Source organism: Clostridium sp. (genome assembly GCF_029267215.1).
Taxonomy (GTDB): Bacteria; Bacillota; Clostridia; order Clostridiales; family Clostridiaceae; genus Sarcina.
On record NZ_JARIDH010000035.1, the window covers coordinates 51769 to 68267 of the forward strand.

Here is a 16499-nt window from a genome sequence, read left to right on the forward strand (position 1 = left end):
AACCTGGTCTTTTTTTGTTTAATCTAAAAACTTTAGCTACATTCTAAATTACCCTACTCATAAAATTCATATAAATTTCAATAAAACTTAAAACTTAATATAATTTTATTGAAAATAATTATCATTAACTATTGACACATTTGATTAATTATTATATTATAATATCAACAAGTAATTGAAATTGATTTTCATTTATGATTAAAAATAGATTTAAATATTATGAGGTGATATATATGAAAAAATTAAACATTATTTTTTGGTCAGGAACAGGTAACACAGAATCTATGGCTGAATTAATATCAGAAGGTGCAAAAGAAAAAGGCTTAGAAGTTAAATTAATTAACGTTTCAGATGCAAGTACTAATGATATTGATGAATGCGATATATTAGCATTAGGTTCACCAGCTATGGGCTGTGAAACAATAGAAGAAGGAGAAATGGATCCATTTGTTGAAGAAATTTCAGGATTAGTTTCAGGAAAACCTACTCTATTATTTGGTTCATATGACTGGGGAACTGGTGAATGGATGGATAACTGGAAAGATAGAATGGAAGGCTACGGTGCAAATGTAGTTGATACATTAATAGTTAACAACGCTCCTGAAGGAGAAGATATAGAAAAATGTAAAGAAGCAGGAAAAGCTCTTTAATTTTAAATTTACTTATAAAAAAATATTGATTTGAAAGAAAGGTGGAAGCAAGTAAATGAATAATAATTTCCTTAATCTCTTAGAAACTCTTAACAACGAAAAATACATGAGAACTTTTATATCATATTTAATTTCTCCAGTAATAACAGGGATTAAGCCTTCTTCTACCCTTACTCTTTCAAAGCAAGGTCAAAATTTATTTAGCCTTTGGAATATGTACGGTGATACTTTTCTAAAAGATTTAGACCTAAAACATATTATTCTTAGAGAAACAAGTACTTCTAAGGTTATCCTTATATATAATGAGGTTAATCTAATGAATGCAATCTATAAAAGAAATTCAATAGAATTTCTTGAAAAACTAGGCTATAGTTTAGAAATGAATCTAGATGAAATATTAAGTCATCTAGTAAATAGATACTCTGATTTTCATTGTCCACATGAACTTGGAATTTTCTTAGGAATTCCAGTTAGTGATGTTAAATGTTTTATGGAATGCACTGAAAGTAAATGTTTGCTTTGCGGATATTGGAAAGTTTATGAGGAAGAAAAAAAAGCTAAAAAGATTTTTGAACTTTATGATAGTTCAAAAGAAATTGTAATGAATCATTTGCTTATAGGCAAGGATTTAAAAGAAGTATATAACTTAACAAATAATGTATATAAATTTAATATTTAAAATTAAACTCTCATTGCCAATAACCACTTAGATTTTGCCATTTCTAAGTGGTTATTTATTTAGTATATTTTAAAATAAATCTCTCTTTTAAAATAAATAAATTTCTCTTTTAAACTAATATTGATTTTATATATACCTTTTTGGGGATCATCTTTATAAATAGTTTAGAGTTTCATTGAATATGGAAAAATAATAGCCTTAAGAAGCTAAGTTGTTTGACCAAAAGGAGTTTCTTCACTATAGCTACTATTCTGGAATATTCAATAGAAACTCTCTGCGTAATTAAGTAGTTCTGAAGGAATAGCTAAAATCAACACTCTCTTAAGACAGATCCTAAAATAAAAAAGCCTTAAATCTTTTTTTTATTTAAAGAATTTAAAAACTTTTGTTATTTATTAATTGCTTGTGAATTTATATCCTACTCCTCTTATTGTTTGAATATATTGAGGATTTTTATCATCACTTTCAACTTTCTTGCGTAAATGTCTTATATGAACATCCACAGTCCTTGTTTCACCTATGTATTCGTAGCCCCATATTTTATCCAAAAGAAGTTCTCTTGTTAAAATATTTCCTTTATTTTGTATAAGAAGTTTTAATAATTCAAATTCTTTTAATGTAAGTTCTATATTCTTTGAATTCTTAGTTACTTCCCTTGTTTTAAAGTTTACTGTTACATCACCAAACTTTATTATATTTTCTTCTTTTTTTACATTACTTCTTCTTAATAGAGCTTTTATTCTAGCCATAAGCTCCCTTATTGAAAAAGGTTTTGTTATATAATCATCGGCCCCTAATTCTAAGCCTAAAACTTTATCAAACTCTTCTCCCTTTGCTGTAATAATCATCACTGGTATATCTTCAGTTTCTTCATTTTTTCTTATTTCTTTACAAACTTCTAATCCATCAATTTCTGGTATCATTAAATCTAGAAGTATTAAATCAAATTTATTTTCATTTATTTTTTCTAAAGCTTCTCTTCCATTTACAGCAACTTCTGTTTCGTACCCATCTTTCTTTAGGTTAAATTTTATAAGTTCTCTAATATGTTCTTCATCATCAACTATTAGAACCTTTTTATTTGACATAATTTGTCCCTCCTTTTACCTAAAAACACTCACCTATTCTATAGCTTATCACAATATTTAAAACAAAAAAAGATATACCTTTGATTGATATATCTTTTCTGCTTTAATTTATAACTTTTATAAAGATTAATTTTAAAATAAAACTTATTTAAATTACTGTTGTGATTTATTTAAAGTATTATTCCATAAGACATAAACAATTAACCTAATTCAGTCATATCTCCTTTTATGGCATAAACTATATTCTCACATACATTTGTGATATGATCACCTATTCGCTCTAAATATCTTGCAACAAATATTAATTTAACACCTTGATTTATATTATTTGGATCCTTATGCATTGCACCTAGTATATTAACATATATATCATTGTATAAATCATCAACTATATCATCTTCTAAGGCTGCATCATAAGCAAGCTTAGTTTCGCTACTATCTAAGGAATTTTTAGCTGATTTTATCATACTTAGACATACTGATTTCATCTTTGGAATTCCAGTCATTCCTGTTATATGCTCATCATCATCTATTTTTATGGTTTCCATAGCTATATTAACGGAATAATCCCCTATTCTCTCTAGCTCAGTTGCTATTGTTGATAATGCATATATATATCTTAAATCCTTTGCCATAGGCTGTTTAAGAGCTGTAAGTTCTATTGTCTTATCTATTATTTTATGTCTTAATCTATCTATTTCATCATCCATCTTAATTACTTCTCTTGCTAATTTAACATCCTTATTAATTACAGAATCTACAGACTTACAAATAGCAATCTCACATAATTCTATCATGTTTTTAGTTTCAACTTTTAAATCTTTAATGCTTTTTCTTAAATCATCCATGCTCATATTTTCACCCTTTACTAATTTTATTTTTTATTTGGTTATATCTTTAGCCTAATATGATTTTAACTATTTATTAAAACTCAATACTCTATAAAAGCATAGCCCCTCTTTATTCTACTTAAATATCTAAAATAATGACTTTTAATTTTTAACCGAATCTTCCTGTTATATAATCTTCTGTTCTTTTATCTCTTGGGTTTGTGAATATGGTATTAGTTTCTCCAAACTCAACTAACTCTCCACTTAAGAAGAATGCTGTTTTATCAGATATTCTAGCTGCCTGTTGCATGTTATGAGTTACTATTACTATAGTATATTTATCCTCTAATTTTCTAATAAGTTCTTCTACTTTCAATGTTGAAATTGGGTCTAAAGCTGATGTTGGTTCATCCATAAGTATTATTTCTGGGTTCATTGCAATAGCTCTCGCTATACAAATTCTTTGTTGTTGTCCTCCTGATAATCCTAATGCAGATGATTTTAGTCTATTTTTAACCTCATCCCAAATTGCAGCATCCCTTAAACTTTCTTCAACGATTTTATCTAAAACCTTTTTATCCTTTATACCATGTATTCTTGGTCCATAAGCAACATTATCATATATGCTCATAGGAAAAAGATTAGGCTTTTGGAATACCATTCCCACCTTAGTTCTAAGCCCTATAACATCATCATCTTTATAGATATCATTTCCATCTATTTTTATTTCTCCCTCTATTCTTACTATTGGAATTAAATCATTCATTCTGTTTAGTGTTCTTAAGAATGTTGATTTACCACATCCTGAAGGGCCTATTAATGCCGTTACTTCATTTTCTTTTATATCTATGTTAATCTTTTTTAATGCCTGATTACTTGCATAAAACAAATCTAAATCTATAACTTCTATTTTTGTATTTTTTTCCTTCATCTTAATATCACCTCAAATTAATAGTTTGCCTTATTGAATTTCTTAGCTATTAACTTAGCTGAAATATTTAATGCTAATATTATTATTATAAGCACTATTCCAACTGCAGCCGCAGTTTCTATATCTCCCTTTTCCTTTGTTACAAGGTATGCTTCCACAGTAAGTGTTCTTGCACTTGAAAAAATTCCTCTTGGCATTTGTGCAACGGTTCCAGCAGTAAGTAATATTGCGGCTGACTCTCCAATTATACGTCCTATTGATAATATTATTCCAGAAAGTATTCCTGGCATTGCACTTGGTAATATTACCTTATATAATGTTTGGAACTTTGTAGCCCCTAATCCTAATGAGGCTTCTCTATATAAATGAGGCACTGTTTTTAAGGCCTCTTCTGTTGTTCTTATTATTACAGGTAAAATTATGATTGATACAGTCAATGAGCCTGCTAGTATTGAATATCCCATTTTTAACGCCACTACAAAGAATATTCCTCCAAATAATCCATATACGATTGATGGAATTCCTGCTAAGCTTTCAGTAGCAAATCTTATGAATTTAACCATTTTTCCTTGCTTAGCATACTCTTGTAAATAAACTGCTGCCAATACTCCAATTGGTGTTGCAACTGCCAATGAAAGAACAACAGTCCATAATGATGTCACTATCATAGGTAGTATTCCGCCACCTTTTGAAGAATAATCACTTACTAAGAATGAAAGATTTATCTTTCCAATTCCTTTTACAAATATAAATCCTAATATTATTGCTAGAATTCCTATTGTAAATAAAGCTGATCCCCAAACTAATATATTTAAAATATTATCTTTAACTTTTCTCATATTTATTTACCACCTTTATTTGAAATTTTACTTAGAACTAAGTTTAGTATTAATATGAATGTGAATAATACTATCCCCGTTGCAAATAACATCTCTTGGTGTGTTCCAAAGGCATATCCCATTTCTAATGCTATATTAGTTGTAAGTGGTCTTACACTGTCCATAATTGAATCTGGGATTACTGGTGTATTTCCAGCTACTAATATAACTGCCATTGTTTCTCCAATTGCCCTTCCTACTCCTAAAACAACCCCAGTCATTATTCCTGACTTAGCTGCAGGTACAACAACCTTAAATATTGTTTCTGTTTTTGAGGCACCAAGTGCTAAAGATCCCTCTTTATAAGCTTTTGGAACTGCTCTGATTGCAGTTTCTGACACTGTTATTACCGTTGGCAACATCATTATTGCTAATACTATTATTACTGCTAATAAACTCTGTCCTTTTGGTAAATCAAATAAATTTTGTATTGTTGGTACTATTACTGCCAATCCAAAAATACCATATAATACTGATGGTATTCCTGCTAAAAGTTCTACAGCACCTGACATGAATTTAGCTAATCCTTTTGGTGCTATCTCAACTATAAATATGGCAGTTAGTATTCCTATTGGAACCCCTATTAAAAGAGAACCAAATGTAGCTCCCAATGAAGCTATTATCATTGGTAATATTCCATATTTATTTACACTTGGAATCCATTCAGTTCCAAATAAAAAATCAAAAAATGAATATCCTTCAACTATAAAAGGTCTTAACCCCTTATAAAAGACAAACCCTATTATTAAAAGTAAACTTATTACAGCTACTGAGGCACTTACTAAAAATATTTTTTCTGTTAAGCTCTCTAAAAAGTATTTATTTCTATTATTTTGATTTTTAGCTTCCATTTTTACCTCCATTAATCAATTCTTTTTTCCATAAATATATCTTTCTCATTTTTTCCAAATTAATTCTCTTTAATTTTTATAACTTAAATCTATTTATGATTTTCATTAATTTTGCTAATTATTTATCTAATACTTATTAAGCCTTCTTTTTCAACTATCTCTTGTCCCTCTTTACTAATCATAAAATCCATAAACTTTTTTGAATTTTCACTTAATCCACCCTCTTTATAAACTAATAAAAATGGTCTTGATAATTTATAACTCTTATTTTGTACATTTTCAGCGGTTGGTTCTACTCCATCAATATTTACTGCATGTACAGAATTATCTACATAACTAAATGAAATATATCCTATTGCATTTTTATTTCCGGCTACCATTGTTTTTATACTTCCTGATCCATCTGATATCTGAGCTTCTTTACTTAATCCTTCAGAATTAAATCCAACTATATCTTGGAAAGTCTCTCTTGTTCCTGAACCATCTTCTCTTGAAACTACTACTATTGGAGTATCTTCTCCTCCAACTTCTTTCCAATTCTTTATTTTCCCTGTATATATCTCTCTTACTTGTTCCATAGTAAGGTTCTTAACTATATTTTCATTATTAAGCACTATTGACATTCCATCATAAGCAACTGGCATATCTTTAATACCAGCTTCAATTTCTCTTTCTTTTAAATCTCTTGAAGAAAGTCCAATTTCAGCTGTTCCATTTATGGCATCCTTAATTCCTGCTGATGAACCTAGCTGATTGACCTCCACTGTAATTTCTGGCATTTCTCTTTTAAAAACTTGTGCTTGTGCCTCAATTACTGGTCCTACAGATGTTGACCCTGAAATCTTTATTATATTTTTTCTTGCTCCTTGTCCACATCCTGTTATAAATAAACCTATAGCCATGATTCCAGCTAATGAAAGTAATATTCTTCTATTCATGTTTTCCTCCGATTATATCTAATATATATTTGACTTAAACAAATAATTTATATGTGCTTTTTTATTGTTTCCAAGATTAATATTAAATAAGTTACGTTAAATGAATATTATTTCCATGTTAAATCTATGTAAAAAAACATAAAAGTAAAAAAAGTGATATTTTAAAGCATATTCTAGTAATAAAACCTATAAATTTATTGAAAATTTATTTTTTGAAACTTAATTATTAGGCTTTATTTTATGCTTTAACCCATCACTATAACTGTCTATTAAATTTAATAGACTATTTTACTTTTATTAAATTATCCTTGGCAACTATATCTTGCCCCTCTTCACTTAATATGAAATCTATTAAATCCCTCCCAGACTTAGTTATAACATCTTCTTTGTATACTAATAAGAAAGGTCTTGCTAATTTATAATCTTTCTTTTGAACATTATCTGCATTTGGTTTTACTCCATCTACTTTTAATACATTTACTGAATCATCTACATAACTAAAAGAAATATATCCTATAGTATTTTTATTTCTTTCAACTAATGATTTTATATTACCTGATCCATCTGATATTTGAGAATCTTTTGTTAACCCCTCTGGTTTGAATCCAACTATTCCTTGGAAAGCATCTCTTGTTCCTGAACCATCTTCTCTTGAAACAACAACTACTGGTGAATCATATCCTCCAACTTCTTTCCAATTAGTAATTTTCCCTGTATATATATCTTTTATTTGTTCCATTGTTAAATCTTTTACTGGATTATCTTTGTTAACTATTAATGCTATTCCATCATAGGCTATTTCAACTTCTTTAAGACCTACTTGTTTTTCTTGCCCTTTAAGATCACGTGAAGCCATTCCTATTTCTGAAACTCCATCCATTGCATTTTTAATACCTGCTGATGATCCTATTTGATTTATTTCTACTGATACATCTGGCATTTTAGTTTTAAAAGCTTCTGCTTCCCTCTCCATAATTGGTCCTACTGATGTTGACCCTGATATGCTTACTATATTCTCACCTGTTGTCTTTCTTGATGAAAAACAACTCACTAAAGATGTGATTACTAAAATAAAAATTCCTATAATTGCTATTATTCTCTTTTTAAACATTTTAATTTCTGTTACCAAACACTTATGTTAATCTCTTAAATTGGCAACAGTTTCTTACCTCACTTTCATTTAATATTGAATATACTATATCAATATCTTTTCAATATTAGAGAGAAATTATGCTAAAATAATTTAAAAGAACATAAAAATATTCCATTATAAAAATCAAAAAAATAAAAGCTATGAAATTTTTATTTTCTCCATAACTTTTATAAATTATATTAATTTGCTATTTATATTTTATAGTATTAGCTACCTTTATTAATCTGTGAAATGAATATTCAAAAAACTCTTTATAACTTTCACAGTAATAATTTAAACCTATTTCTTCATTTTCGTTCTCATCTCTAAGCCTTCTACATCCCCCTTTACAAAGTTCAAACCATCTGCATTTTTTACATTTCTCATCTATTTCAAATGATAACTTCATAAATTCATAGTTAGTTTTACTTTCAAAAAGCTCTTTCATACTCATCTCTTGTATGTTGCCAAGTTTCCACTTATCTATAGCATAAAAATCACAGGGATATACTTCTCCATCACTTTCTACTACAAACTGACAAGAACATACCCCATTCATTCCACATGATGAAGACCTTCCAAATAATATATTTTCTAATACCCCCTCAAAAAATCTTATGCTAATTTTATTCCCTTTTATAAAATCCTCATACCATAAATCAAAAGATTCCTTTAAAAATTTTGAGTATTCCTTTGGTTTTAATGAGTATTTATAACTTCCTCTTTTCTCATAAAGTGGATCTAAACATGTTATAAATTGAATAAACTTAAAATCTTTTTCCTTGAAATATTTATATACCTTTTTAAAATGTTTAACTGTATTTGAAGTTACAACACATAAAATATTAAATTCTACTCCATATTTATTAAATAAATCTACTGTTTTTTCTACTTTATTAAAAGTATCAAATCCTTTATTATCTTTTCTATTAAGATTATGCACTTCCTTAGGACCATCTAAAGATACTCCAACTAGAAAATTATTTTTAGCTAAAAATTTTGCCCACTCATCATTTATTAAAGTTCCATTTGTTTGTATGCTGTTATATATATTTAACTTCTTCTTATTATACTTTTCCTGAAACTCAATTAACTTTACAAAGAAATGTAGACCTGCTAAAGTAGGCTCTCCTCCTTGAAAAGCAAAATTACAATGACCATCTGCCTCCTCTAAAACTCTTTTAACTAAACTCTCTAAAATATCTTCTTTCATAATCCCATAATTTCTAACTTCTCTACCATTACTTAAAGAATGGTAAAAACAATAAGTACATTTTAAATTACATCCACTAGAAGCTGGCTTAATAAGTAAACTTAAAGCTGGCATACCTTCTCCCCCTAAACACCATATTTTATTAGCATATATTTTTTATATACAATGTATATTTAACCATAATTTATATAATTTTCAATCCTTCTATAAGCTTTATACTAATTTTCAAAAACTTTAGCTAAATCTCACATATTTTGAAGTAAACTTATAATATAGCTATAAAAAAATCATCATATATAAACTAACTTAATAAGTAAGAAAGCTATATATGATGATTTTAAATTAAAAGTTTTTAATTTTTATCTTGGAATTAATCCTATTTTCTTTTGCATTTTTCTTAATGTTTTCATTGCTGAATAACTTGCTTTTTCTGCACCACTCTTATAAATTTCTTCTAAAGCTTTTTTATCTTTTAATAAAGCTTTAACTTTTTCTTGAACTGGCTCTAATTCTTCAACTATTGCATCTCCAACAGTTTGCTTAAATTCAGCATATCCTTTTCCCTTAAACATTTCTACAACCTCTTCTGGAGTGTACCCTTTTATTGCACAAAGAATATTTATTAAGTTTTTAACTCCTGGTTGTTCGTCAGTATAATTTACAACCCCTATACTATCAGTTACAGCCCTTGATATTTTTTTTCTTATTACATTTGGTTCATCCATTATTAATATAAATCCATTAGGATTTGTATCTGATTTTGACATTTTCTTAGTTGGATCTTGTAAATCCATTATTTTTGCTCCTTCTTTTGGAACATATCCCTCTGGAATAGTGAATGTTTCACTATAAGTATTATTAAATCTAGTAGCTATATCTCTAGCTAATTCTAAATGTTGCATCTGATCTTTTCCAACTGGTACAAGATTTGAATTATATAAAAGTATATCAGCTGCCATAAGAACTGGATAATTGAACAATCCTGCTCCTATTGAATCTCCCATTTTTTTTGACTTATCTTTGTACTGAGTCATTCTGCTTAACTCACCCATATATGAGTTGCAAGTTAAAAGCCATGAAGCTTCTGAATGAGCTGGTACATGTGATTGGATGAATAAAGTGTTTTTCTCTGGATTTATTCCTGATGCTATATATATAGCTAATACTTCTAAGGTCCTTCTTCTTAAATCTTTAGGTAATTGTTTCACAGTTATTGCATGTAAATCAACAACACAAAAATAACAATCATATTCATCTTGTAATTTAGCCCAGTTTTTTATTGCTCCAAGGTAATTTCCTAATGTTAAATCACCTGATGGTTTTATTCCACTAAAAATAATTTTTTTCTTATCTTCCATTATAGTTCTGTAATACAAATATATTAATTAATATTTGAATACAGATTCACCTCCCTTAATTTTTTGTTTTATGACAATATAAATCATTATTTAATCAATAATTCTTCATTATTAATTTTAGATTTATAAGATGTCACTCTTATATATTTCAAAAATAAAGCTAATAAAAAATAACACTTATTTTTATCACTCAATATATTCTTCCTTAAAATAAAGCTATATTCAAATGAATATTTATTTAAAGAAAGTTCTGTTTTAAGAGAGTGTTGATTTTAGCTATCCAATAAAACCTACTTAAAGTTATATCTAAAATCAACACTAGTTTAAAACAGAGCCTTAAAGAAAAACAAAAAGTCCTATAAGTATAAAAACTTATAGGACGAACTTATCGCGGTACCACCTAATTTACAAGACTAATAAATAGCCGTGCATCTCTCCCCTTGTAACGTAAGGATTACGATTTAGAATACTAATATTCCTCTAAACATCTCAAAGATCCATTCAACCTAAACATAATCACTATAATCTCACCATTTTATAGTTCTCTGTAAATCTGTTTTTAGGCTTACTAATTCTTATCACAGATATTTTTTATTAACTTTTATGTTAATTTTATCACTTTTTTTCGTTTAGTCAATATTATTAATATTTTAATATTATTTATCAAAACAAGCTTAAATCCCAAAATAAAATTATTAATATAATAACTGATAAACTCATAAAAAGTTTTTATTATATTTAAATCAATACTATTATATTAATCTGTTAACCTTGTTTATTTTTAAAAATCAATTTATCAATTATAAGCTCATTATTCCTATTTCATTTTTCATATCATTAATAATTTAAGTTATTTTTTATCAAAATATTAATTTAAACCCCTTTTTAATGTAATAATATAATATTTTTCTTGATTTTATTTGCAATTATGTTAATATAGTATTATAAGTTTTAAAAATAAAGTTTGAAATATAATAAAAAAAATAATAAAGTTTGAAAATTAAATTTTAAAATAATAATTTAATTTTGGCAGAAAGATGAGGTGTATTATGAATAACAAAAGATCAGACTTTTTAGTAATTGGATTTGCATTATTTTCTATGTTTTTAGGAGCTGGAAATCTTATTTTTCCTCCTTTCCTTGGAAGAAATTTAGGTGCAGATTATTACTTAGGGATTATTGGATTCATCATCACTGGTGTAGGTGTTCCTTTACTTGGAATTCTTTCTTCAATTAGAGTTGATGGGAAATTTGAATTATTTGCAGATAAAGTTGGAAAGAAATTTTCATTAATATATTCAGTTGCATTATTTATATTAATAGGACCATTATTAGCAATACCTAGAACAGCAGCTACTACATATGAGTTAGCCTTTGCGCCTAACTTCAAAAATATAAATTATTTTGTAATTATAGTAGTTTATTTCTTAATAAACTTAATATTCGTGCTTAAACCTTCAAAAGTTATAGATGTTTTAGGAAAATTCTTAACACCTATTTTAATGGCTATACTATTCTTCTTAATAGCTAAAGGGGTTTTAAATCCTATAGATGGACTAACAAACTCATTTACACAAGACGCTTTTTCAATCTCATTGCTTGAAGGGTATCAAACAATGGACGCAATAGCAGCTATTATTTTCTCTTCAATAATATTAGGATCAATAAAAGCAAAAGGTTATAAAGGAAAAGATAGTATAAAAATACTTATAAAATCAGCTATAATAGCTATTGGGGGATTAGCAATAATTTATGGTGGATTAATATTTTTAGGAGCTCATACTGGAAATAAAGGTTTAGACTTAAATAACTCTCAATTATTGCTTTTTATTTCTGAAAATATCTTAGGTCATGCTGGAGCAATTCTTATTGGAGTTTCAATGGCTTTAGCTTGCTTGACTACATCAATAGGTCTTCTTTCAGCAGGTGGAAGTTTCTTTGAAAGAGTTTCAAATGGAAAATTAAAATATGAACTTAATGTAATTTTAATGACAATAACAAGTATTGGAATTGCAAGTATTGGATTAGACAAAATAATCTCTTTATCAGCTACTCTACTTGGAATAATATATCCTGTAACAATAGTTTTAATATTATTAAATCTATTCCATAAAAAAATAACAAATCCAATAGTTCATAAAAGTACAGTTTATGTAACTTTAGTATTCAGTGTTTTATTAACACTAGCTAAATTTATTCCTGGACTAGAGAGCTTAATGACATTGCTCCCTTTATATGCTAAAGGATTTGGATGGTTATTACCTGCATTAATAGGATTTATAATCCCAAATATATTTCTTAAAAACAATGTAGCTACAGCATAAATTTATAAAAAATATAATTATTAATAAGATGGTGTAATTTTTGACTTAATTTTGTAAACATATTTTTAAAAAATACTTTACAATATAAATTGAGTTAAAAACCATCTTTTTTTTATTTATATACTTATATAGTTTCTTATTTGTGTTATTAATATGCTTAAAATTAAATGGTTAACTTTAAATTGTAAATGTTATGTTACAACTTTACAAGATATGCCATATAGTGCTACAATTATTCTGTAGTTTTAAAAAGGAGGATACTAAATTGTCAAGAACAGTAAAGAAAAAAGGAAAACCCAAGAAATCTGTCAAAAAACGTAAAAGTTTAATCGCTCTTAGTATAATAGGGCTTTTAATTATAGGTGTTATTGGTGGAGGTGCTGCTTATAGTATTTCTAAAATAAATAAGATGCATAGGGTTAAAGTAGATGAAGCAGACTTAGGAATTAGCAAGGAAATAGATGAGAAACTTTCAAAATATCATGGGATTTGGAATATAGCTTTATTTGGTGTTGATGCACCAGACGGAACTGCTGGAAGATCTGATGCAATACTTATTGCAACAATTGATGAAAATCATAATCAATTAAAATTAACTTCTATAATGAGAGATTCATATGTTAAAGTGCCAGGTCATGGCAAAACTAAAATAAACCACGCTTATGCTTTTGGTGGTCATCAATTAGCTTTAAAAACAATTAACGAAAATTATGACTTAAATATAAAAGATTTTGCTACAGTAAACTTTTCATCATTACCTAAAATAATCGATGCTGTTGGCGGTTTAGATTTAGATATAAGAAAAGATGAGATAGATGTTGTCCCAGGAATTAATGACCATATAAAAGATTTAAACTGGTTAAACCATACTAACTCTCCATTAATAACAAAACCTGGTCATCAACATGTTAATGGTACACAAGCTTTAGCTTATTGTAGAATAAGATATACTGCAGGGGGTGATGGTGAAAGAACTGAACGTCAAAGAATAGTTCTTCAGAAATTATTTGATAAGTTTAAACAACTTTCTCCAGCAAAATATAATTCTTTATTAGATGAGTTTATGCCAATGATTACTACTGATCTTTCTTCAAGAGAAATATTAGGACTTGCAGCTAAAATAGCTTCTATGAATGATTCTAAATTAATACAAGATAGATTCCCTAAAGATGATCAATCTAAAGGAATAATGGTAGATGGTGTTTATTATTTATCATTTAATAAAGAAAAGACAATTAATGAGATGCATAAATTTATATTTGAAAATTAATACCAAAATAAGAGAATAGAATTCTATTCTCTTATTTTTTTGTAATTATATGAATAATAAAAATCTAAATTATTAATAAATTTTACATTTTTTATTATTTTATGGTATTATATACATGTATTTTTGAAAGGAGTATCCATATGAAAAAATCAAAATTATTAATTACATTATCAATTTTTTTATCAATTAGTAGCACTCCTGTCTTTGCATCAACTATTAAAGATAAGACTGCTACCAAAGAAAATACAACCAAGGTCATATCTACTCAAAATGTAGATAATTCAAAAAAAATTTCTAAAAACAATATTACTGATGGAACAAAGACAAATATTGATTCTAAAACTTCAAATAAAAATATAGAGATCAACTCTACTGAAAAAAAATCAGAAGTTTCAAACAGTAATTCAAATCAAAAAGAAAATACTACTAAAACTGAATCAAAAGAACAAAATAGTATTTTAAATAAAGATAAAGTAAGTACACAAACTAATAATAATTCTAATATAAAATCTTCTGTAGATAATAAAGCTAAAGAAGGTGTTTACAAATGGGATTTAAAAGATAATAAATGGTATTATAAATCTACTGATAAAGTTACTACTGGTTTTAAAACAATAGATAATCATTTATACTACTTTGATAACAATGGGGTTATGCAGACTGGTTGGAAAGAAATTAATGGTTCTTGGTATTTCTTTAATTCAAATGGTCATTCTGCTAAAGCTTGGAAGAAAATAAATTATAATTGGTATTTCTTTAATGAAAATGGAGTTATGCAAACTGGATGGAAAAAGGATGGTACTCACTGGTATTATCTTAATAATAGTGGTGCCATGGCTAGATATTGGGAAAAAGTTAATAATGAATGGTACTACATGGGTAATGACGGTATTATGCAAACTGGCTGGAAAGAAATTAATGGTTCTTGGTATTATTTAAAATCAAATGGGGCTGCAGCTAAAAATTGGGAAAAAATAAATTATAACTGGTATTCATTTGATTCTAATAATGCAATGCAAACTGGTTGGAAAAAATATGGTGCTAACTGGTATTATTTAAATAACAATGGTGCTATGGCTATATATTGGGAAAAAGTTAATAATGAATGGTACTACATGGGTAATAATGGTATTATGCAGACTGGTTGGAAAAAATTAAACGATCATTGGTATTACTTAAATAATAGTGGTGCTATGGCTAAATATTGGCAAAAAGCTAATAATGAATGGTACTATATGGGTAATGATGGTATTATGCAAACTGGTTGGAAAAAATTAAACGATCATTGGTATTACTTAAATAACAGTGGTTCTATGATTTCTAATACATCAAAAACTATAAATAATAAAAAATATCAATTTGATAAAAATGGTGTAATGTTAGCTGACAAATGGATTGGTACAACTTATATAAATAAAGATGGACAAGTTATAGAAGCTACTCCATCAATGTGTCATTCTGACTTACAATATAAAATGTTCAATTATATGACAAATAAATCTCATAGGTTAAGTGTTGATAAAAAAGCTATTGAATTACACGATGGAATACTTCACAACAATTGTGTTTATTTCACTTCAGAAGAACTTAGAAGAAATGGTGTTCAGGTTCCTGATTGGACAGCAAATACTCATCAACTTGAAAACTACTTATTAAATCATGGTTGGAAAACATCAACTGATATAAGAAGTGCTAAACCTGGTGATATATTTTTTGCAGGATATGCTCATGCATTTACACTTATGCATTGGTTTGATTCAACAACTGCCTATATAGTTGATAATCAGAAAGATTCCTTTGATGGAAATGTGCTTCATAAAAGAGTTATAACTTCATACGATGATGTAATGAATACTTTTAAAGCAACTAAATATTTTTATTACAATAACTAATTTCAAATAAAATTCATTCAAAAAATTTTTGAATGAATTTTATTTATATATAATTTCAAAATACAAAATTTAAAATTTTGATTTTCACTTATAATTAAGTAGGTCTAAAGAGATAGCTAAAATAAACTCTCTCTAAAAAAGATTCCTAATTTAAAACAAATTATTTTTCAACTATTGATTTAACATAGTTTAACTCATCTAAATTATCAATTTCATATATACTATCTTCTGATATCTTTTGAACATGTATATCTAATTTAGCTATGTTATTTTTAACTATATCATCCCAGTATAAATTAGTAAAATCACCATGTTCAACCATATCTTCAAGTTCTTTTACTATTATATCAGTATCTTTTTTTGCCCAATATGATACTCCACAAAGTATATATCCTTCATCATCTCCAACTTCTATATCAGTTACCTTTAAATTTTCATCAAAGTGAAGTTTCCATTCTCCTTTAA

General features: G+C 27.2%; 14 protein-coding genes, 1 pseudogene and 1 other annotated feature. Of the genes and pseudogenes, 5 read left to right on the forward strand and 10 right to left on the reverse strand.

The annotated features are described in order from the left end of the window. The first annotated feature begins 233 nt into the window (after positions 1 to 233). Both Q1K13_RS05865 and Q1K13_RS05870 read left to right on the forward strand, forming a co-directional pair. Entirely contained in the window at positions 234 to 650 is a 417-nt protein-coding gene (locus Q1K13_RS05865; protein WP_300348438.1) for a flavodoxin, read from the forward strand. A 55-nt stretch (positions 651 to 705) separates the two neighbouring features. Next, positions 706 to 1329: a DUF3793 family protein gene (locus tag Q1K13_RS05870; RefSeq protein ID WP_300348439.1), complete on the forward strand. Its 624-nt coding sequence runs from the start codon at positions 706 to 708 to the stop codon at positions 1327 to 1329. A gap of 395 nt (positions 1330 to 1724) precedes the next feature. Here the strand turns inward: Q1K13_RS05870 and Q1K13_RS05875 are convergent, their stop codons facing one another. The 9 genes from Q1K13_RS05875 to trpS all read right to left on the reverse strand — a co-directional run bounded on the left by Q1K13_RS05875 (position 1725) and on the right by trpS (position 10548). Beyond that, positions 1725 to 2417 (reverse strand): response regulator transcription factor, encoded by a 693-nt coding sequence (locus tag Q1K13_RS05875; RefSeq protein ID WP_300348440.1) that lies wholly within the window; start codon positions 2415 to 2417, stop codon positions 1725 to 1727. 200 nt (positions 2418 to 2617) lie between these two features. Continuing rightward, the gene (phoU, locus tag Q1K13_RS05880; RefSeq protein ID WP_300348442.1) at positions 2618 to 3271 is read right to left on the reverse strand and encodes a phosphate signaling complex protein PhoU; all 654 of its coding nucleotides are present in this window, start codon (positions 3269 to 3271) and stop codon (positions 2618 to 2620) included. A gap of 145 nt (positions 3272 to 3416) precedes the next feature. After that, entirely contained in the window at positions 3417 to 4178 is a 762-nt protein-coding gene (gene pstB / locus Q1K13_RS05885; protein ID WP_300348444.1) for a phosphate ABC transporter ATP-binding protein PstB, read from the reverse strand. 17 nt (positions 4179 to 4195) lie between these two features. Next, a complete protein-coding gene (gene pstA / locus Q1K13_RS05890) occupies positions 4196 to 5017 on the reverse strand; it encodes a phosphate ABC transporter permease PstA (protein ID WP_300348445.1) in 822 nt (273 codons plus the stop codon). 2 nt (positions 5018 to 5019) lie between these two features. Continuing rightward, positions 5020 to 5907, reverse strand: coding sequence for a phosphate ABC transporter permease subunit PstC (gene pstC / locus Q1K13_RS05895; protein WP_300348447.1), 888 nt, complete (start codon positions 5905 to 5907; stop codon positions 5020 to 5022). 122 nt (positions 5908 to 6029) lie between these two features. Then, a complete protein-coding gene (locus tag Q1K13_RS05900) occupies positions 6030 to 6845 on the reverse strand; it encodes a phosphate ABC transporter substrate-binding protein (RefSeq protein ID WP_300348450.1) in 816 nt (271 codons plus the stop codon). A gap of 283 nt (positions 6846 to 7128) precedes the next feature. Further along, positions 7129 to 7956, reverse strand: coding sequence for a phosphate ABC transporter substrate-binding protein (locus Q1K13_RS05905; protein WP_300348451.1), 828 nt, complete (start codon positions 7954 to 7956; stop codon positions 7129 to 7131). A 229-nt stretch (positions 7957 to 8185) separates the two neighbouring features. Further along, the gene (locus Q1K13_RS05910) at positions 8186 to 9304 is read right to left on the reverse strand and encodes an anaerobic sulfatase maturase (RefSeq protein ID WP_300348452.1); all 1119 of its coding nucleotides are present in this window, start codon (positions 9302 to 9304) and stop codon (positions 8186 to 8188) included. Between the two features lie 245 nt (positions 9305 to 9549). Continuing rightward, entirely contained in the window at positions 9550 to 10548 is a 999-nt protein-coding gene (gene trpS / locus Q1K13_RS05915) for a tryptophan--tRNA ligase (RefSeq protein ID WP_300348454.1), read from the reverse strand. Positions 10549 to 10920: 372 nt separating this feature from the next. Beyond that, positions 10921 to 11139 (reverse strand) — a binding site (T-box leader). 458 nt (positions 11140 to 11597) lie between these two features. Here trpS and brnQ point away from each other — a divergent pair. The 3 genes from brnQ to Q1K13_RS05930 all read left to right on the forward strand — a co-directional run bounded on the left by brnQ (position 11598) and on the right by Q1K13_RS05930 (position 16034). Next, entirely contained in the window at positions 11598 to 12872 is a 1275-nt protein-coding gene (gene brnQ / locus Q1K13_RS05920) for a branched-chain amino acid transport system II carrier protein (RefSeq protein WP_300348456.1), read from the forward strand. Between the two features lie 265 nt (positions 12873 to 13137). Further along, positions 13138 to 14142, forward strand: coding sequence for an LCP family protein (locus Q1K13_RS05925; protein WP_300348458.1), 1005 nt, complete (start codon positions 13138 to 13140; stop codon positions 14140 to 14142). A gap of 140 nt (positions 14143 to 14282) precedes the next feature. Then, positions 14283 to 16034, forward strand: a complete 1752-nt coding sequence (locus Q1K13_RS05930) for a cell wall-binding protein (protein ID WP_300348461.1) — start codon at positions 14283 to 14285, stop codon at positions 16032 to 16034. Between the two features lie 160 nt (positions 16035 to 16194). Here Q1K13_RS05930 and Q1K13_RS05935 read toward each other — a convergent pair. Further along, a pseudogene (locus tag Q1K13_RS05935) lies at positions 16195 to 16499 on the reverse strand (CTP--phosphocholine cytidylyltransferase); the annotation flags it as partial.

Excerpts from the sequence above, each read along its gene's own strand:
- Q1K13_RS05905 (WP_300348451.1), bottom strand. The coding sequence starts at position 7,956 with ATGTTTAAAAAGAGAATAATAGCAATTATAGGAATTTTTATTTTAGTA.
- Q1K13_RS05865 (WP_300348438.1), top strand. The coding sequence starts at position 234 with ATGAAAAAATTAAACATTATTTTTTGGTCAGGAACAGGTAACACAGAA.
- pstB (WP_300348444.1), bottom strand. The coding sequence starts at position 4,178 with ATGAAGGAAAAAAATACAAAAATAGAAGTTATAGATTTAGATTTGTTT.
- Q1K13_RS05930 (WP_300348461.1), top strand. The coding sequence starts at position 14,283 with ATGAAAAAATCAAAATTATTAATTACATTATCAATTTTTTTATCAATT.
- Q1K13_RS05870 (WP_300348439.1), top strand. The coding sequence starts at position 706 with ATGAATAATAATTTCCTTAATCTCTTAGAAACTCTTAACAACGAAAAA.
- trpS (WP_300348454.1), bottom strand. The coding sequence starts at position 10,548 with ATGGAAGATAAGAAAAAAATTATTTTTAGTGGAATAAAACCATCAGGT.
- phoU (WP_300348442.1), bottom strand. The coding sequence starts at position 3,271 with ATGAGCATGGATGATTTAAGAAAAAGCATTAAAGATTTAAAAGTTGAA.
- brnQ (WP_300348456.1), top strand. The coding sequence starts at position 11,598 with ATGAATAACAAAAGATCAGACTTTTTAGTAATTGGATTTGCATTATTT.
- Q1K13_RS05900 (WP_300348450.1), bottom strand. The coding sequence starts at position 6,845 with ATGAATAGAAGAATATTACTTTCATTAGCTGGAATCATGGCTATAGGT.
- pstC (WP_300348447.1), bottom strand. The coding sequence starts at position 5,907 with ATGGAAGCTAAAAATCAAAATAATAGAAATAAATACTTTTTAGAGAGC.
- pstA (WP_300348445.1), bottom strand. The coding sequence starts at position 5,017 with ATGAGAAAAGTTAAAGATAATATTTTAAATATATTAGTTTGGGGATCA.
- Q1K13_RS05875 (WP_300348440.1), bottom strand. The coding sequence starts at position 2,417 with ATGTCAAATAAAAAGGTTCTAATAGTTGATGATGAAGAACATATTAGA.
- Q1K13_RS05910 (WP_300348452.1), bottom strand. The coding sequence starts at position 9,304 with ATGCCAGCTTTAAGTTTACTTATTAAGCCAGCTTCTAGTGGATGTAAT.